The organism is Marinoscillum pacificum (assembly GCF_024714495.1).
Taxonomy (GTDB): domain Bacteria; phylum Bacteroidota; class Bacteroidia; order Cytophagales; family Cyclobacteriaceae; genus Marinoscillum; species Marinoscillum pacificum.
Window position 1 is genome coordinate 178,186 of sequence record NZ_JAMZMJ010000010.1, and the last position, 18,298, is coordinate 196,483.

At 40.1% G+C, this 18,298-nt stretch carries 14 protein-coding genes and 1 tRNA gene; 6 read left to right on the forward strand and 9 right to left on the reverse strand.

The features are described from left to right. The first annotated feature begins 20 nt into the window (after positions 1-20). The 4 genes from NXS00_RS19875 to NXS00_RS19890 all read left to right on the forward strand — a co-directional run bounded on the left by NXS00_RS19875 (position 21) and on the right by NXS00_RS19890 (position 3,543). A complete protein-coding gene (locus tag NXS00_RS19875) occupies positions 21-1,055 on the forward strand; it encodes a sensor histidine kinase (protein WP_258101020.1) in 1,035 nt (344 codons plus the stop codon). Beyond that, a complete protein-coding gene (locus NXS00_RS19880) occupies positions 1,055-1,759 on the forward strand; it encodes a LytR/AlgR family response regulator transcription factor (protein ID WP_258101021.1) in 705 nt (234 codons plus the stop codon). The genes NXS00_RS19875 and NXS00_RS19880 overlap by 1 nt, the downstream gene beginning before the upstream one ends. Positions 1,760-1,863: 104 nt before the next feature. Continuing rightward, a complete protein-coding gene (locus NXS00_RS19885) occupies positions 1,864-2,574 on the forward strand; it encodes a helix-turn-helix domain-containing protein (RefSeq protein ID WP_258101022.1) in 711 nt (236 codons plus the stop codon). Between the two features lie 54 nt (positions 2,575-2,628). Continuing rightward, on the forward strand, positions 2,629-3,543 hold the full coding sequence (locus tag NXS00_RS19890; protein ID WP_258101023.1) for a YihY/virulence factor BrkB family protein: 915 nt from the start codon (positions 2,629-2,631) through the stop codon (positions 3,541-3,543). Here the strand turns inward: NXS00_RS19890 and NXS00_RS19895 are convergent. Both NXS00_RS19895 and NXS00_RS19900 read right to left on the reverse strand, forming a co-directional pair. Beyond that, complete coding sequence (locus NXS00_RS19895) at positions 3,540-3,833, reverse strand: DUF4235 domain-containing protein (protein WP_258101024.1); 294 nt, start codon at positions 3,831-3,833, stop codon at positions 3,540-3,542. The genes NXS00_RS19890 and NXS00_RS19895 overlap by 4 nt on opposite strands. Before the next feature lie 321 nt (positions 3,834-4,154). After that, positions 4,155-4,239: transfer RNA gene (locus NXS00_RS19900), tRNA-Ser, on the reverse strand. Between the two features lie 293 nt (positions 4,240-4,532). Between NXS00_RS19900 and NXS00_RS19905 the strand changes: the two genes are divergently transcribed. After that, positions 4,533-4,739, forward strand: a complete 207-nt coding sequence (locus NXS00_RS19905) for a hypothetical protein (protein ID WP_258101025.1) — start codon at positions 4,533-4,535, stop codon at positions 4,737-4,739. On the opposite strand, the gene NXS00_RS19910 is transcribed toward NXS00_RS19905, so the two are convergent. Further along, complete coding sequence (locus NXS00_RS19910; protein ID WP_258101026.1) at positions 4,729-5,769, reverse strand: Gfo/Idh/MocA family oxidoreductase; 1,041 nt, start codon at positions 5,767-5,769, stop codon at positions 4,729-4,731. The two genes, NXS00_RS19905 and NXS00_RS19910, sit on opposite strands and share 11 nt — an antisense overlap. Positions 5,770-5,915: 146 nt before the next feature. Between NXS00_RS19910 and NXS00_RS19915 the strand changes: the two genes are divergently transcribed. Then, positions 5,916-6,287, forward strand: coding sequence for a hypothetical protein (locus NXS00_RS19915; protein ID WP_258101027.1), 372 nt, complete (start codon positions 5,916-5,918; stop codon positions 6,285-6,287). Between the two features lie 51 nt (positions 6,288-6,338). On the opposite strand, the gene NXS00_RS19920 is transcribed toward NXS00_RS19915, so the two are convergent. The 6 genes from NXS00_RS19920 to NXS00_RS19945 form a co-directional block, all read right to left on the reverse strand. Continuing rightward, on the reverse strand, positions 6,339-8,075 hold the full coding sequence (locus tag NXS00_RS19920; RefSeq protein WP_258101028.1) for a DUF8696 domain-containing protein: 1,737 nt from the start codon (positions 8,073-8,075) through the stop codon (positions 6,339-6,341). A 133-nt stretch (positions 8,076-8,208) separates the two neighbouring features. After that, positions 8,209-10,614 carry a carbohydrate-binding protein gene (locus NXS00_RS19925; protein ID WP_258101029.1) on the reverse strand — a complete coding sequence of 802 codons (2,406 nt, stop codon included), beginning with the start codon at positions 10,612-10,614 and terminating at the stop codon, positions 8,209-8,211. Between the two features lie 168 nt (positions 10,615-10,782). Beyond that, positions 10,783-12,207 (reverse strand): glycoside hydrolase family 30 protein, encoded by a 1,425-nt coding sequence (locus NXS00_RS19930; protein WP_258101030.1) that lies wholly within the window; start codon positions 12,205-12,207, stop codon positions 10,783-10,785. Between the two features lie 254 nt (positions 12,208-12,461). Beyond that, entirely contained in the window at positions 12,462-13,298 is an 837-nt protein-coding gene (locus tag NXS00_RS19935; protein WP_258101031.1) for a hypothetical protein, read from the reverse strand. Between the two features lie 24 nt (positions 13,299-13,322). Next, positions 13,323-14,846, reverse strand: a complete 1,524-nt coding sequence (locus NXS00_RS19940) for a RagB/SusD family nutrient uptake outer membrane protein (protein WP_258101032.1) — start codon at positions 14,844-14,846, stop codon at positions 13,323-13,325. A 19-nt stretch (positions 14,847-14,865) separates the two neighbouring features. Next, on the reverse strand, positions 14,866-18,000 hold the full coding sequence (locus tag NXS00_RS19945) for a SusC/RagA family TonB-linked outer membrane protein (protein WP_258101033.1): 3,135 nt from the start codon (positions 17,998-18,000) through the stop codon (positions 14,866-14,868). Between the last annotated feature and the right edge of the window lie 298 nt (positions 18,001-18,298).

Sequence of the window (18,298 nt, forward strand, 5' to 3'; positions counted from 1 at the left end):
TCTATAAGTAACATTGGAATGTGATTGACCTCCAACAAAAAACATCGAATAGCAAATGGGAAATTCCTTTTCAGGTTGTACTAAACCTCATAGTCTTCTCATTTTTCTCTGTAAGTACACGTGGGTATCATGATAGTATTCCACAGGTTGAGCCATTTGAAGTAGCTTTTTTTACCAACTATGCAATAGCAGCTCTTGCAATTAATTACATCCTATTCCCCAGGTTTCTTTATGAGAAAAAGTACGGGCTATTCTTAGCTTGTTTCTTTTTAGTTGTTTTCGCATCCATTTTCATTGAGGAATTCATCCTGGAAAAAATTTACTTCCCTACCACTCGTGGAAACAAATTTGGGAAAATCATGTTCAGCCTGATTGATGTTCTTCCTGTCACAATTATTTTATGTGGATTTAAACTGGCATGGGATATCATCAGAAAGCAACTGCAGCTTGAGGAACTAACAGCATCTGTTGAACAAAGTGAATTGAAATTTCTCAAGTCTCAGATCAATCCACATTTCATGTTCAACAATTTGAACAATATCTATGCATTAGCTCTTGAAAACTCACCTAAGACACCTGAAATCATCTTAGGAATGTCATCCTTCATGAGATATGTTTTGTATGAGTGCAAAAGTCAATATGTCCCCTTAAAGAATGAAATTCATCAATTGGAAAACTATATTGAACTCTATGAAATGCAAATTGAAGGACGAGGACAGGTACACTATCACAAATCCGGGATCGACGAGCCTTCACAATTAGTTGCCCCTTTGATCTTGATGGTCTTTGTGGAAAATGCATTTAAGCACAGTTCCGAAAAAAAATCAGATGGAATTGAAATTTATATTGATCTGATGTTAGAGAATGACACTCTTCACTTCCATTGTAAAAACAATTATGACCCGATAGAACACAAAAACATTGAAAAAGAGGCTGGCATCGGATTGGAAAACGTGCAAAAGCGCTTGCAATTCATTTATCCCAATTCACATGAATTGAGAATTAATGAATCCGATACAGAATATGATGTGCAACTAACAATCGATCTGAAGTAATGAACTTAACATGCATCATCGTTGAAGATCAAGCTCCTGCACAGCGAATTCTGAAGAAATACATCAGTGATTTAGAGTTTATAGAACTGAAAGCTACGTTTTCTAATGCCACTAAAGCCCTCGATTTTCTAAATTCGGCAGAAGTCGACTTAATTTTTCTAGACATTCACCTACCCAAAATGTCTGGCATGGATTTCCTGAAAATCAAACCCAAATCCAATCATGTCATCCTTACTACGGCGTATAGTGACTATGCTCTGGAGAGCTATGAATACAATGTTGTAGATTACCTCCTTAAGCCCTTTTCATTTCAGCGATTTGTTCAGGCAGTTTCTAAAGTGCAGGAACTTATCACTTTTAAACAAGGGAGTCACCCAATCTCAAGGAATGAGGTCACGGAAGTTTTTATCAAATCAGGATACGATCATATTAAATTGGTCATAGATGATATTCTTTTCATCAAATCTGATGGAGATTACACAGAACTCCATTGCGAAAAGCAGAAACACCTATCTTCAGAACCATTAAAATTCTGGATAAATTTCCTGAACACAAATCATTTCATTCAGATCCACAAATCGTTTTTAGTCAATCTCACTAAAATCTCAAAAGTATCAGGAAATCGAATATTTCTAGTAGATAATCAAGAGCTCCCAATAGGTCGGGTTTATAAAGACACATTCACTGAAAAGTTCCTGAAATAGCCTTTAAAACTTCATATTTCAAAATGTCGCTTCAATGTCAGGTCAAAGTCTTACCTTTTCCTTGAAAGACAATGCTATTGAGATTTTCATTGCAATGATTTCTTATGATAGAGCAGAGACAACTAGGAGATAGAATTATTCAGCTGAGAATGACTGCTGGATTAACACAAGATGAACTTGCTGAAAAATGTCAAGTAGCTACCAGAACAATTCAGCGAATCGAATTGAATCAAGTTAACCCCAGGGCCTATACCTTGAGAGTATTATCTGAGGTACTGAATGAGGATTTATTCGAAAAGTCTCACGTGATTCAAAGAGATCAACGCAATCTGTTTTGGTATTTGTGTGATTTGTTCAACTTCAAAACCAATAAAATGAAAAAAATCTCCATTCTCAGCACAACAACGCTTTCAATTTTCCTTGCAATCTTTTTAATGTCAGGAAAGAGTACAGACTTTTCGACCATGACTTCTCATTCTATTGCACCAAAAAGCGGAATTACAATCATCAGAAACCAAGAGAATGAAATAGAGGCACTGGATGTAGTATTCTCTTCAAATCAAACTCTAGATAGCTTAATACTAATGAGAGATCAACTAATAAAATGGAATATCACATTAAATTTCTCTAACCTAGAATTTGATGATTCAGGCAACCTCACAGCAATTGGTTACTCTGCCTCAGATGGCAGATCAAAAGGTGCGGCAAACGCCATCATCAATAAGCAAGTTCAAATGGGGTTCTATTTTGACTACACTAAATCTAGAAAACGAGATTTTTGCATTGGAGGCTGCTGGATTGAAGGGCAACAATAGCAAATCAAACACATTGAACGACTGGTTGTTAATAAACTACTGACAGCTAGTTTTATGAAAGATCGCCTCAAGAGCATATACTATTTTGTTAAAAACATTGTTCAAATATTCAATGAGCAAGATCCTGTGGTATATGCAGGAGCCATAGCCTTCTTCACATTATTTTCTTTGCCATCAGCTCTAATGATTATCATTCAGTCACTAGGAACCATCTTAAGCAAAGACGAAATAAGAAGCCAGCTGGCTAATCAAATTTCCGGATTGATAGGAGCGGCGAGTACAGAAGAGATTCTCACCATTGTAGAAAACAGAGGGTGGGAATATTCTTCAATACTTGGAAACATTGTTGGTTTAGTGTTTTTATTCATCAGTGCCACTGCGGTTTTCAACTTTATTCAAAAGGCACTGAATTCGATTTGGAATGTAAAGCCTCAACCCAAAAAAGTTGTCAAGAGATTCTTAATAGACAGACTATTATCATTCTCCATCATTACAATTATTGGCTTTTTACTCATGGTCACATTGGTTCTTGACGCAGCAATGAGCATTTTCAAAGAATTCCTCTACAAGCTAATTACAAAAGATTTCAGCATGTACATTGTGGAGGGAGCCAATTTATTAATATCTCTTTTAATTATATCTACAATTTTTGCACTGGTCTTTAAATTCCTTCCAGATGCCAAAATAAAATGGCGCGATGTTTCTGTAGGTGCCATTGTCACAGGCATATTATTCATGCTTGGAAAGTTTGCGATTGGCTTAATATTATCCAATTCACAAATCACATCTACCTACGGAGCAGCTGGATCATTGGCAGGAATTCTTGTTTGGGTGTTCTATTCTTCTATTCTGGTGCTGATCGGAGCCATTTTCACTAGAGTTTATGCTGAGGAAATAGGACATGACATCAAACCGCAAAGTCATGCTGTTCTGGTCGATTCGCCAAAAGAAGAAACTATTGAGAGTTAATTAAGCTCTTTTGGCGTCTTCCCTCCAATTCGCTTCCATCCTTGAGTCACCAATTTGCGGGTATAGACTTTCGTCAGTGCCCCTATGATGCCAGTAGTTATTGAAAACAATAAAACTTCTCGGGTACTGTAATCCTCGTGTTCTGGGTTGTCTGGCAAGTCCTTTGAAGTAACAGCCTTATAAGATGTGGAAACTACTTTTTTAATCAACGTTGCTCCTAGAAATGAAAAGGCAAATACCACAATATTGAACTTAGCCTCATCTAGAGTATTTGTAGAAAGTTTCTTCATAGCGCAATTGTTAGTCTAGTAAACTAACCGAGTGAAGCCGTAATGGTTTGGAAATGTCTTTGTTATGATGCCGGATTGTGGGATTAGTTGACGGTGATTCTTCAAGAGAATTAATCAAATTAAACCATTCTCATTTCATTGGAAGTTGCTCTTTCATTTTATGTCCTTCTGAGAACAAGTCCAGCCTTTGATGTAAAATGGTTAGTCTATGTAAAAACTTATGGATTACCTAACGGTGATCCCTGAACAGGGAGATTCAAGGAATCTAAAAACAGAGTTGGCTAAAACAAAAAAAGCTCGACATAATGTCGAGCTTTTCAGCAGAGGAAGAGGGATTCGAACCCCCGGTACCTCGCGGTACAACGGTTTTCAAGACCGCCGCATTCGACCACTCTGCCATTCCTCTGTGTGATCTTTCACCCTATTCGGATGATGCGTTTTTGTTTTAGAAGAGACGCTCAGCTTTTCAAGCTTTTTGAACACTCCTCCGATAGCTATCGGAGTTCCTCTGTGTGATCTTACACCTTATTTAGGTGCTGCGTATTTCCAATTCTTTTGGTGTTTTGCCCGAATTGGATCGCAAAAATAACGGATCAATCGAATCTACCAAATCCATTGACCAATATTTTATCGAATATCTAAAAGAAATCTGAACATTTTATCTGAAAGCACAGTTTTTACAATTCAAACCCCGCCAATATGAGTATTGAAGCAACATGGATTATGCTAATTCTCACTAATTTCTTCGGAGCAGTGATGATCTTTGTAACTCTTTACGTCCTTCGTTCTGGAAGAAAAAATAAAAAACTCACTACTTACTCGAACCATAAAACAAAAGAGGAAAAAGGACCTACTCTTGAATTGCCTGCTGGCGTGACTCTTCCAACCAGGCATACTAAAGTTTAACAACCACACCTTTCTCTGCACTCTCAAAGGCAGCATCAATCACACGCATGACATTCACCCCGTCTGTAGCCGTTACAGGCGCTTCAGCTCCATTTCGAATGGATTGATAGATGCCTTCATAATATTCCTTATAGTCACCTACTTCTGTAGGCAATTGCCCTTTTCTGGAATCTACGTGAAGAACACCCTTTTCATCGACTGATTCAACACCGTATTGTTCATGATCTGGCTTCATTCCAGCTTGTAACTGATCCTCTTGCACATCTGCCCTTGATTTCAAAAATGAGCCCTTAGTCCCATACAAAATAAATCCTGGTAACTGATCCTTGAAAAAATATCCACCATGGACATGAACTCTTTTTTTATCGTACTTGAGAAGAATATCGAAGTAATCATCCACTTCTGAACCTTCACGTGTGATCCCTATGTCAGCGAAGACACTGTGGGGCATACCAAATAGAGTCAGTGCCTGATCTATGACATGTGCTCCTAAATCTTTGATAATTCCAGCTCCATCGCTAGGTTTCTCTTTGTGCGCTTTGGGACTTAGTTCTGGTCTCCAACGATCAAAAGCAATTCGCGCTTCGATGATATCGCCTAGCTGTCCAGTTTTCAATAATCGCTGTACAGTTTTAAAATCACTATCAAACCTTCTGTTTTGGAAGACTGATAATTTCAAGCCTTTACTCTCTGCCAGGGCAGCAAGCTCTTCGGCTTCACTTGTACTGCCCACAAAAGCCTTTTCGACCACAGCATGTTTCCCAGCCTCAAGAACTTTCCTGGTATATTCATAATGTGTATAGGTAGGTGTATTCACTACCACCAACTCAACTTGCTCATCATCTAAGACCTCCTCCAGAGATTCATAAGATTTCACATAAGGGTAGTGATCCTGGATGACATGTTTACTTCTTTCCCAACTTCCCAGTAATTCAAAACCAGAGTGAAGGTGAATAAACGGTGCGTGGAATACTCTTCCAGACATACCAAATGACAAAAGTGCGGTCTTAATTGGTTGTAAATGAGCCATTAAAAAGTTAAATTCTGTAATGTGAATATACAATCAGTCCTTATAAATTCGGTTTGACCGATGAATTAATCCTGCCCGTCTAATTTTAAATGTTTTGAAATACAACGGGTTATAATTTTGAGTCTGCAAATAACTACCTAAAACAAATGTATAAAATTGAAGCCGACGTAGAAAAAAACCTTCTGATTTTACACTTAGAAGGCTTTATGAGTGATGAAGAGTTGAAAAATGGAGCTCAGGAACTAATTGACCTTGTATCCAGCAAAATGAAACCGGGTTTCATTGTCATTAATGATATTGCCAAAATGAAGCCAGCCAGCCAGGAAGGAACTGAGCATATCAAGAAAGCACAAATGTTTGTTGCTCAAAATGGTGTAGCACGAATCATCAGAGTAACTGACAACCCAATTTCCAAAATGCAAATGAGTCGTACAGCAAAATCTGCTGGTTACATTGCCGAAGAGGCAAAAACCATGGAAGAAGCTCTTGACAGAGTGAATGAATTGGTTAGCGCCTAAAAGATGATACTTTATTAATTAAGGAGATTAAGTCAGCTTAATCTCCTTTTTTTATTGCTTGACCAGTTTACTCAACCTCTCTTCTCCTGACAAATCTGATACTTTCAGCATATAAACTCCTCTTGTCAGATCGCTAAAATCAAGTCCAGACACTCCACCTCTATAGATTTCTTGTCCAAACAAATTCATCAATAGCACCTCCGTCACTACCCTACCAGACCATTCAATATCAACATGATCAATTACCGGATTAGGATAAACTTTTAAACTTCCTGTCTGCTGATTGCTCCCTACAAAAACGAATTTAGACAATTCTGATTGACCATCATAGTCTACTTGATTAAGCTGATAATACACCGCATTGCTTGATTCATAATCCACAAACTGATAGTCCTGCTTTTCATTGGTTGTGCCATTTCCATCAACCTGACCCAAAGACTTCCATTTCAACCCATCTGTAGATTTTAGTACCTCAAAGTAATCATTGTTTTTCTCTGTTACAGTTGCCCATTGAAGTTTCACGCCTGCCGCAACTCTCTCTGCATTAAAGAATAAATAAGATACAGGAAGAGGTCTTATTAAATTATAATCAAATGTAACTCTGTTCTGGCCACCACCTTCGAAATACTCCAAAACCAGATTGTAAGTACCATCTAAAACCTGAACAGCAGAGGTAGTAGTGGCATATCCATGATAGCCATAATTATCCACGATCCAAGTAGCTCCACCATCAATACTCAATCGGTACCCATCATCACCACCAACAGTAAAATCATATTCGCCAAAGTCAAAATTCTTTTGCATTTTAAATCGAACAGTAAAGTTTTCAGTTTGAAAATCACACCCTGAAGTAGAACTAATCACATTGTCTCCTCCAAAACCTTCATCGAATGTTTCTGACTCAAAAACCTCTCCTCTATAGTCCGTATAATTATCCGCTCCTCCTGCATACACATAACCAATCCAGCTTTCACTGCCATAACTGGTCTCGTCACCCTGCTGCTCTTGAGCATAGACAGATAAGGATGATGTATTCACTGTATTTCCCCCGCCAGTAGCCTGACGCCTGTAATAGGTTAAGGTTCCTGCAAAACCTGATGGGATATCATATGTAGCAAATGTTGCACCTGAAATATCACTCCAAGTGCTATTATCAGAAGAAGATTGCCATTGGTAAGATGCAGTGCTGCCATCACTAAACTGAGCAGGAAACTGACTGGTGAAAGCATCAGGATCGAAGGGAGCCACAGCACATATCATCTGATCCGAGCCTATCCTTCCTCCCCAGTGAGTACCTAAAAATGTAATATCTATAGAAACACGGCTATCTCCTCCGTCTTCATAATAATCTAAAACCAGATCGTAGTTTCCGTTGAGTACTATTTCGTCATAAGTAGTACGATAAGAATGGTTTGAATAATCAGATATCACATAGGTGCTTCCGCCATCCAGACTTAAACGAACTCCATCGTCACCTCCAATGGTAATTCCATATACACCAGCAGCGTATGTCTGATTCATCCGATAACGAACACTAAAAGTGTTGGCATTTACATTACAGGCATCTGTTGCGAAATCACAATCAGCTGAACCGCAAAAACTACTGTCAAAGTTTTCTGATTCATAAATTCTTCCAGAAAAATTGGCGGTTGTAAAGGTATTGGAGCCTTCATATACATAACCAATCCAGCTTCCAGATCCATAGACGGTTTCTGAGCCTGAACCACACTGAGCCCAGATCAAGTGAGAGGCAATACCCAGCAGTACTGCCATTAAATACTTATTCATGTGTTGACGGTTGTAACGGTTAATTACAAATAATTGATACTGACAAAGATACTACATGTTCTATAACAAAAAGTGATCACCTATTACCGTTAACATAGACAATTCAAGGCCACATGGGCCTTGAACAAAAACATTATTTAACTACTATTCGTCGGGTAATTAGTTGATTATCCGTTTCAATTTCAATCACATACAACCCTTTAATTACACCGTGAGGCAATGAATATTTATTTCCAGACTGCACTTTTTTGGAAACTACCTGTCTCCCAGACAAATCTCTCCATCGGACACTTGCCTCTTCCACTCCTGCGGAAGACAAATCTATCTGATACTCAGAAGTCACAGGATTGGGATAAATCAACACTTCAGTTTTTTGATGCGTCAAATCCTCTGAGGACCATCTGGCACCTGATCCTGTGCCCCAGGTAAAAGTTTCCCATCCTCCAATTGAAGCACGATCACACATCATATTTGATATACCATTTTCAGAGGACACATATTGATTCCCAAAACCCCTCAGGGCAACAGTATTATTACCCAGATCTTCCCATGTAAAAGCTTCCCATCCACTTACAGATGTTGAATTACAAGTCATTACACTTTGACCATTTCCAGAAGAAACATACAAACCATTAGTACCTTGGAGAGCAATCTGGTTGGAGCCAACAGCTACAACTGTAAACTGCTCCCAACCACCTACAGATCCTCGGTTGCAATTCATTCCTCCCTGTCCATTTTCTGACGACACATATTGTCCATTGCTGCCCCTTAGCCAGATTACCTGACCAGTAGGTGCGCCTGTAGTTCCTGATGAAGAGATTCTAAACCAATTAAGATTAAACCCACCAGCTAAAATCGATAACGCTAAATCTTGATTCCCGGCATTCAAGTTGACTGAATGAGATATAGTAGTCCAACTTTGCCAACCGCCTGTGGAAGGAATATTAATACTTCCATAACTGGAACCTCCGCCAAGAGACTCTAACTGTATAGAGCCTCCTCCACCTTGACTAGCTACGCGATACTCGATAGTGTAGGCTCCAGAACTTGGAATATTCACTCGATAACCCATCCAATCTCCGGCATCTAACCAACCAACGTTTGACCCACCTCCTGTATCTGAGGTATTTTCCGTTTGCACACCTTGCATATCGCAAAAACTTTCCGCTTGTATCGTTCCTATTGACTGGTAATTTCCTTGACAACCTCCAGAGGCTCCTGTATACTTTACTGCATCATAATACCCTTGATGAAAGGTTATGCCAGACGCTCCATTCCCAATATTATTCTGACAGAAAGCAATCAAGTTATTGTAAGCATTGGCAGGTGGAGATCCTCCGTATTTAATATAATCTCTTACTGAGTTATATGCTCCATTAGGGTTGATCGTCCAAATACATCGATCATGGTACATTTTCTTAAATGACCATGGAAAATATGCCACATTATTATTGATACACCAATCAGTCATTTCTCGAAGCTTGCTATTGGTGTTTTCCCCATATTCTCCGAGCATCAAAGGTACATTCAAACGATTGGTTAAGTCCTTTCTTCCGTTCAATTGAGACACATCGTCTGAATAATGATGCGTCTGATATACGAGGTTATTATCCCATCGATAATTGATCCCAGTACTTGACTGAACGCTTGGATCCTGCCAGTCTAGTTTTTGCATATCAGATCCCCACCAGCTTCCTTCAGCCACGATCACGTGATTGTTATCTACCTGGCGAATAGCATTTCGGATAGTCAATAGAGAAGGCAATAATTCATACTCTCTACCAGGCTGAGGAACAGGCTCATTGATTAAATCATAACCCCAGACTACTGGTTCATTCTTGTAATAATCAGCAATGTGATGCCATACTTGAGCCGCAATATTGACATTATCACCATCCCAAAAAGTCACACTTGATCTGGGTTGACTGGAATTGGAATTAACATTGTCACTATGATCTCCTGGATTCTGATAGCCTGGAGCTGCATGCATGTCCAATAGAACATACATATCATGAGCCCGACACCAGTTGATCACACGATCAAAGTATTGAAATCCCCTGTTGGTAACTCCATAGGAACCATAATCCCAAAAGAGATTAAAGTGAAAAGGAATTCGAACTGAGTTGAATCCGAGATTTTTGAGATCAATAATTGTTTGCTCATTGACGTAATTCATTCGCCATTGATGCTCAAACTCTATGGCTTGCCCTAAATCTCCGCCGACAGCATTTTTAATGCCATCAAAAAACTGTGTATGCGTACGGTACTCAAAGTCGCCCATCATGAGATAACCCTCCCAAAGCAACCAGTTGCCAAGGTTTATACCTCTAAAATAAATGGGAGCCCCATTCTCGTCAAGAATTTGAGTTCCCTGAGCCTTTACATATTGTGCTTGGGCGGAAAAACTCAATGAAACCATTAAGAACAGGATAATCGCACTAAGAAATCTAGTGACTGAACGACTTTTTAGAAGTTCATTGGACTGTCGAGTGCACGATCGTGCCTTGACGATTTGTTGTAAAACGTTGTGATTCATCATTTTTATGGTTTGGTTTAAAAAACTTCATCACAGCGGTGGGGAAAAATAGGACCAAAGAAGCCGTCTGCCCCTTTGATCCCGATGATATATGAAGAAGTATACTATCCGTAGATTGAGTTACATCCCTTCTAAACATCACAACCAACTTCACATCCCTACAAGAAGGAATTAATAAACAACTGTCTGTATGCCATGAGCAGGAATGGTCAGTTTCACTGCTCTATCCATAACATATAATTGGTATTCGATATCATAATCAGTTTGATTCATCACGACGGTAGCTGTAGTGCCATCCGTGTTTTCATAAGAAGTACTCAGCAGGGTGCTTCTACTCACAGCCGTACTCAATCGCACAGCTTGTGGACGAATGAATCGAGAGAAATGACCTAAATAATAATAAGATGGTGTAAAAATCAGATCTCCCGTTCGTGTATCAGCGTGCACTGGAGCAAAACAGAAGTTCCCAACATGATTTGGCCCTCCTCGCTCATCCAACAATATGTTCCAATCGGTCCAGGCAGCAGTGCCAGCATTGAAGTCATTGATAATTGAATTACCATAACGCTCCGCATTTGGCCAAAACTGATACTTTTCTGGGTCAAATCGCTCAGCACAGCCCTCAGTGAAAATCAAATTCATATCTGGAAAAGCTTCCTTTACATTGTTCAAATTATCAAACAATGGTAAGCCCCCTGTCCAGGTCTCGTACCAGTGAAACCCAATACCCCAAATATATTTAGCTGCTTCCGAGTCCTCGAAAATGGTCATAGCTCTGTGGCTGATTAAGTCACGGTTGTGATCCCACACAACAATCTTCTTATCTCCTAATCCTTCCCTAGCCATAGTAGGACCAAGTGCTGTTTTCACAAAATCACGCTCTTGCTCTGCTGTGTATATACATGATTCCCAGGTTTGAGTGGCCATAGGTTCGTTCTGCACAGTAATTCCCCAAATAGGCATTCCCAGCTTTTCATATGCTTTGATGAACTTGGTGTAGTATAGCGCCCAGGATTGATAATACTCAGGTTTCAAACTACCACCTTTCAGCATGTGATTGTTCGTTTTCATAAATGGTGGCGGACTCCATGGGCTGGCATAAAACATAAAGTCTTCGCCAATTTTCGCCTGAGCCTTTTTGATTAGCGGAATACGATATTCCAAATCATGGCTGATATCAAAAGTCTTTAAAGACTTATCATCATCGCTCACATAGGTATAGCTGCCGCTGCTAAAATCACAGCTATGGATATTCGTTCTAACGATGTTGTAAGCTATACCTTTCTCAGTATCGTAGTATGCTTCCAGCAATCGCTGTTGATTCGCAGGAGTTAGTTTAGCAAAAACTTCAGCACTAGCATCAGTTATGGCACCACCAATTCCTAAATGTGTCTGAAATTTCTTATTCGGATTTACGAAAACACTAATCGCATTCTCCACAGGCTGCTTTGCATCATAGAATGATGTCTCTCCAGACAATTCCAACCTTTGCCCTGTTTCTTTTGCTGTAGTATAGATCCTGGCAGTTTTGGGCTGTGCCATGAGCACAAACCCAACCACTGTCAGCACCACAGCAAACAAATTTTTGTTGATCATATGCATTTATTCTGATTTTCGACCACTAATCATTCGCTCTTAAGTGAATCATAGCGAGGTGTAGGTAGAGTGCGGAGAGATGCCTCCAACACTCACAGCACAGCCTACTCGCACCCCATAATGAGCAAGCTGTTTCCTACTATCCTAAACAAACTTTGTATAACTATTTGATGACTTTTCATTAGGTCACTCATTCCTTGAGTGAGGAAAAGACCATCCGGGAAAACCCCAAATGGTCTGATAGATGGTTACAATTATTTAGTACCTCTCAATTCGATATTATCGATTGAGATTCCGGTATCACCCAGGCTTGCACCACCTGACTTCACTACCAGATACACAGTACCTGTTTGTGCAAAAGTTATCTTACCATCACTTTCCAATAATTCTCCAGCACATCCAACATTTAGAATGCTACCCGAGAACTCAGATGTTGCGCAACCTGCCCATGTATTCAAACCAACCTGATTACCTCCATCAGAGTAATCAGAGTAATCTACAGGTTCAGAAGATCCAAAATATACTTCGAACCAGGTGTCAGAAGCCCCGCTTCCAGATACTAAGGCATTGAAAGCATACTCTTTACCTGCAATAACTTCAATTGGTTGATAGAAGCCTGCGTGGCCCCATCCACCTCCGATACCCGTCATTTTTCCATCAGCAACACTGAACGAAACTCCATCTGTGATTGTAAAAGTGGTCCAGGCATCTGGATCGTCCATTCTACCACCCACCACAATGTTACCTGCCGCTGGATCACTCGTAGCAACGGTTAACACTTCCACATCAGAAGTGTCAGAGCCACTACTCGAAACTGTCACCAACTGGATTTCATAGTCTCCAGCATCAGGCAAAAACAACGTATCTTCCTGAGAGCCCTCACTAAACCCGTTACCATAGTTCCAGATTGAAATGAATGCACCTTCAGTGGTGTTTTTTAGTATGTACGTGTTATTCTCCCCTGAAACAGACTCAACTGTAAACGTAGCTACAGGCGGCTGGCCTCCAAGAGAATAATCTTCATTTTCAGGGAAACAGCTAGACACTACTGCAGCTACAAACCCTATCAATAATATTTTATAATTTTTCATTGCTCTATTCATTTGAGTATCCGATTAAAGAGTTCCTCCGTATTCTGCATTCTGTTGCAATGCCGTATTCTCAAGCTCTAATAGCGGGATAGGTAAAACCTCATGCTTTCCAGCCTCAAAACCTGATCCTCCAAGCACAGATGAAGCATCGCCCCAGCGAACCAGATCAAACCATCTGTGACCTTCTCCAGCAAGCTCCATTCTTCGCTCATGCTTAATCGCATCAAGTGACACAGCCACAGACCCTAATCCTACCCGAGCTCTTACAGCATCGAACAACGCTTGAGCTCTAGCTGAATTTCCGCCACCTCTCACCAATGCTTCTGCTTCTAGTAAATAAGTATCTGCTAATCGGATGTCATATTTGTTCTGATCAAAGTTTCCTTCGATTACACCACCTTCATTTCTATCAGAAGTTAGTGAAGTGAATTTCTCAAGGAAGAATCCAGTGTTTTGATATCCTTTCTCATATTCCACAGAACCAGCATCCTCCAAAGCTTGAAGATTTGCAATGGTTGCATCATAGCGCGGATCTCCTTGCATAGCTGCCTCCAGACTTTCAGTCACTGTATTAAAACTCCATCCTGAGTTATAATCAGGTGCTGCAGGATCAATCTTATTGTATCCACGTGGGTTCAACATAATATTTAACCAGTTACCTTCTGTACAAGAGGTACATCCCCAGTCTCCCCAGTTAGATTGACCAGTATGGTTGATTTCGAATATCGATTCACTATTGTGCTTGTTATCAAAAATCCACAAGTCTCCAAAGTCAGCCAATAATTGATAACCATATTGGCTAGTTCCACCTGGTGCACCATTTACCTGCTCTAATTGAGCAGCAGCTTCACTAAACTTATCTTGCTGTAGATACACTTTACCAAGCAAAGCTCTCGCCGCTCCTTGTGTCGCCCGGCCACCTTCGGTTTCTGCAGGTACAGATGTTGGTAAATGCTCAATAGCAGCTAGCAACTCCTCTTCCATAAAGGTGTAAACCTCTGATGGATCTGCTTGAAGCACATCATACATTTCAGAAGTAGAAATAGGTTGCTCGAATAATGGCACATTCTCAAAGAATCGAACTAAATCAAAGTAGAACCAAGCTCTTAAGAACTTAGCTTCAGCCATGTATCTAGCCTTCAGGTTTTCGTCCATGGGAACATCTGGCAATTTAGAGATGATCACATTGGCTCTGAAGATTCCAGAGAACCCTTTAGACCACAATGACTCTTGAGGCCCATTGGCAGGATCCAACGTATAATTATTCCAAACCTGGATAGCTGTGATATCTGACGAGTTTCCGCCTCCTGCATAGCAGTCATCAGATGCTGCATTAGTAGCCAAAAACTTATCGATATATGGACCAGTCACGCCACCTACGTTATCATATACCGCAACTAGTCCAGCATAAGCTTCTTCTGCATTTCGGTAGTAGTTATCTTCTAACTCCGTGCCCTTAGGCGCTACCTCCAAAAACTCTTCTCCACAAGCTGAAGCGATCAACACTACAGCCAGCATGAATGAATATATTTTGATGAAATTTTTCATGTTAATCTGTATTTATTGATTAAAAACTGAAGTTTAAACCAAGCATATAGGTACGTGCCTGAGGGTAAACACCACGGTCAATACTCATTACACCGCCACCGATCTCAGGATCATATCCTGTGTATTTAGTGAATGTCAATAAGTTCTCAGCCATTAGGTAAACTCTCACCTTATCAATACCAGCATTGCTTAGCAAAGAAGTTGGCAGGTTGTAACCAAACTGAACTGTCTTAAATCTGAAATAATCACCTTTCTCTAAGTAGAAATCGGAAGGATTTGCAAAATTCCCGTTAGGATCTGAATCGATCAATCTTGGGTAATCAGTAGAGGAACCCTCTCCAGTCCACCTTCCAAGAGCTACGCTTTGATAGTTAGCATTGGAAACATCCAATCTTCTAAGTCCCTGGAAAATCATGTTTCCAGCAACTCCCTGCCCAAAGACGACCAGGTCAAATCCTTTGTATGCCAGATTTACTGTCAAACCATACGTCCAGTTAGGTGTAGGATCACCTATAAATGTTCTATCTGCTTCCGTAATTTCTCCATCACCATCAGTGTCTTGCCACTTAAAGTCACCCGGTTTTGCATTTGGCTGGATCATTCCCCCTTCTGCATTGGTGTAGTTTCTTACCTCTTCTTCATTTTGGAATATTCCCATGCTTTGGAACCCATAGAATGAGTTAATTGCCTCTCCTATTGCAGTTCTTGTAATTGGATATCTACTAGCCTGGAAAGACTGCCCTCCAGACAAATAATCAACACCAGCTCCAAGATCTGTAACCTCGTTTTCCAGATAAGAAACATTACCATTAACCCCTATATACAGGTCTCCAATATTCTTTCTATAACCAAGCTCAAGCTCAATTCCTCGGTTTTCCATAGTAGCTACATTGGCAGCAGGATTACTAATAGCACCTACATACGCCGGAATCCTCGGGTTCATCAACATGTCGCTTGTCACTTTTTTGTACCAGTCAAAAGTCACCGTTACATCATGGAATACAGAAGCTTCAAACCCTACATTTATCTGAGAAGTTGATTCCCATTTCAAGTCAGGGTTAGAAGGAGAATTAGGACTCACCCCATTATAATACGCTCCGGTAGTACCAAAAGCATAGTTTCTACCACCACCAACTGTAGAGAGGTATGCAAAATCACCGATATTATCGTTACCAACAACACCATAACCTCCTCGAACTTTCAAGAAGTTTACTACATCATTTTTAGGCCAGAACGATTCTGATGATGTCACCCACCCTAAAGACATGGAAGGGAAGAATCCATACTTATTGTTAGACCCAAATCTCGATGACCCATCACGTCTTAAAACAGCTGTTAAAAGATATTTCTCGTCGAAGTTGTAGTTCATTCGAGCAAAGATGGAGCTTACCTTATGTTGTGCTCCTTCATATCCACTTGCTGTAATTTGATCCGCTGGTACGCTATAATTCATGGACGCACTTTCGAAATCCGTAGCAGGAATATCTCGATATGTTACGCCTATTCCTCTTGAATTATTATCCATGTAGGCTCCTTGACCTAAAAGCACACTCACATTATGAGCTGAAAACGTTCTGGTATAGGAAACGGTATTTTCAATATTGTAATTCAACCCACGATTACTTCCTCTATAGAAGGAATTAGTTGAATTTACGTTAGAAGAGTTTAACCAGAATACAGGAGTGTATGACTCAGATCCCCAGAAAGCAAGCTTTACACCCAGGTTTGACCTGATTTTCAATCCTTCGATAGGTGCCACTTCAAAAAAGGTATTACCTATCACATTATCACTCCAGCCATAATTTCCTTCTCTAGTTTGAATATAAGCCAGAGGATTGGTCATTTCCTGACCTACGATAGTCGATATTCCATAAGGATTTCCATTGGCATCACGCTGAATGCCTGTATTGGTATATGGTGCTGCATTTGCCGCTGCTCCTGTTACCACCAATTGAGTAATTGGATCCAGGTTTATAGCCGAACTCAAAGGCCCTCCAAACTCACTATTGGTATTTCCAAGACCAACAGACTTCTCTCTAGCGTATCCTAGATTCTCCCCAAAAGTCAACCATTTGGTTATTTTGTGTGTAGTATTAACTCGAACATTGTATCTGGTATATTGGGAGATATCCGAAGCTACAATACCCTCTTGATCCCAATACCCAAACGAGGTATAAAAAGTAGAAACATCATTACCTCCACTAAAACTCACTTCATGGTTTTGTTTTACAGCGCTGTTATTGAAAATTGCTTCTTGCCAGTCTGTGCCTTCACCAAGACTAGCAGGATTGCTAAACTCCGGCGTTAGTCCTGCTGCAATCCTCGATTCATTTCTAAGCGTCGCATATTCTGTTGCATTCAGAAGGTCCAATTTTCTTGCCGGTGATGAAGTACCAAAAAAGCCATTGTAACTAACTTTCATACTTCCTTGCTGGCCTTTTTTGGTGGTAACGAGGATTACTCCAGCAGCTGCCCTTGCACCATAAATGGCCTGAGAAGCCGCATCTTTCAAAACTTCAATTGATGCAATGTCCGATTGATTAAGGTAACCAATACCTCCATTATCAACCACCACTCCATCTACTACCCACAATGGATCGTTGTTGTTTAGTGAGGTAATTCCACGTACACGTACCGTAGCAGATGATCCAGGCTGTCCAGAATTAGCTGCAATGGTCAAACCAGATGTACGCCCTTGAAGTGCTTGCTCCACTCTGTTGATCGGCATTGATTCCAGATCTGAAGCTTTAATACTTGAAATAGCACCAGTTACCACACTTTTCTTTTGAGTGCCATACCCTGTTACCACAACTTCTTCCAAAGACTGAATGTCAATTTCCATCGCAACATTGACAATACTTTGTCCATTTACATCAACTTTTTGTGATGCAAACCCCACAAATGAAAAAACAAGTCTTGCACCGTCTGCAGGAACATTGAGCTGATACATACCATCAATGTCTGTAATGGTACCATTGGTTGCTCCTTCCACCAGAACAGTCACACCCGGCAAAGTCTCGCCAGTTTCTTTATCAGTCACCGTTCCTGTCACTTTTACTTCCTGGGCATTGGTTACTCCCCAGAACAGCGAAAGACCGAATACCGTTAAGAGCCTCATCACGCTCTTGAACTCGGGTAAAATTTTCAATCTCATATTTATCAGGTTTATTATGAATGGTTAATTGTTAGAATCTCAAAAGACTAAGTCTTTATTGATCAATTCATCAATTCCAAATATAGAATCCCTGATTAGTGATATTGAATTTCACACTACACTTTGACTACTTCACTATTAAGAGGCACTCGCCAGCACTACTTCATTGATATTTAAATACTGTATATCAATTACTTAAAACATATTTTCACCTCAATTATTAGCCTATAACTCGCCAGTAACTCACCAAACCACACTTAGAATAATACAATTTGTAAAGGATTTCATAAGCTTTGAC

Excerpts from the sequence above, each read along its gene's own strand:
- NXS00_RS19880 (WP_258101021.1), top strand. The coding sequence starts at position 1,055 with ATGAACTTAACATGCATCATCGTTGAAGATCAAGCTCCTGCACAGCGA.
- NXS00_RS19885 (WP_258101022.1), top strand. The coding sequence starts at position 1,864 with ATGATAGAGCAGAGACAACTAGGAGATAGAATTATTCAGCTGAGAATG.
- NXS00_RS19890 (WP_258101023.1), top strand. The coding sequence starts at position 2,629 with ATGAAAGATCGCCTCAAGAGCATATACTATTTTGTTAAAAACATTGTT.
- NXS00_RS19895 (WP_258101024.1), bottom strand. The coding sequence starts at position 3,833 with ATGAAGAAACTTTCTACAAATACTCTAGATGAGGCTAAGTTCAATATT.
- NXS00_RS19905 (WP_258101025.1), top strand. The coding sequence starts at position 4,533 with ATGAGTATTGAAGCAACATGGATTATGCTAATTCTCACTAATTTCTTC.
- NXS00_RS19910 (WP_258101026.1), bottom strand. The coding sequence starts at position 5,769 with ATGGCTCATTTACAACCAATTAAGACCGCACTTTTGTCATTTGGTATG.
- NXS00_RS19915 (WP_258101027.1), top strand. The coding sequence starts at position 5,916 with ATGTATAAAATTGAAGCCGACGTAGAAAAAAACCTTCTGATTTTACAC.
- NXS00_RS19920 (WP_258101028.1), bottom strand. The coding sequence starts at position 8,075 with ATGAATAAGTATTTAATGGCAGTACTGCTGGGTATTGCCTCTCACTTG.
- NXS00_RS19925 (WP_258101029.1), bottom strand. The coding sequence starts at position 10,614 with ATGATGAATCACAACGTTTTACAACAAATCGTCAAGGCACGATCGTGC.
- NXS00_RS19930 (WP_258101030.1), bottom strand. The coding sequence starts at position 12,207 with ATGATCAACAAAAATTTGTTTGCTGTGGTGCTGACAGTGGTTGGGTTT.
- NXS00_RS19935 (WP_258101031.1), bottom strand. The coding sequence starts at position 13,298 with ATGAAAAATTATAAAATATTATTGATAGGGTTTGTAGCTGCAGTAGTG.
- NXS00_RS19940 (WP_258101032.1), bottom strand. The coding sequence starts at position 14,846 with ATGAAAAATTTCATCAAAATATATTCATTCATGCTGGCTGTAGTGTTG.
- NXS00_RS19945 (WP_258101033.1), bottom strand. The coding sequence starts at position 18,000 with ATGAGATTGAAAATTTTACCCGAGTTCAAGAGCGTGATGAGGCTCTTA.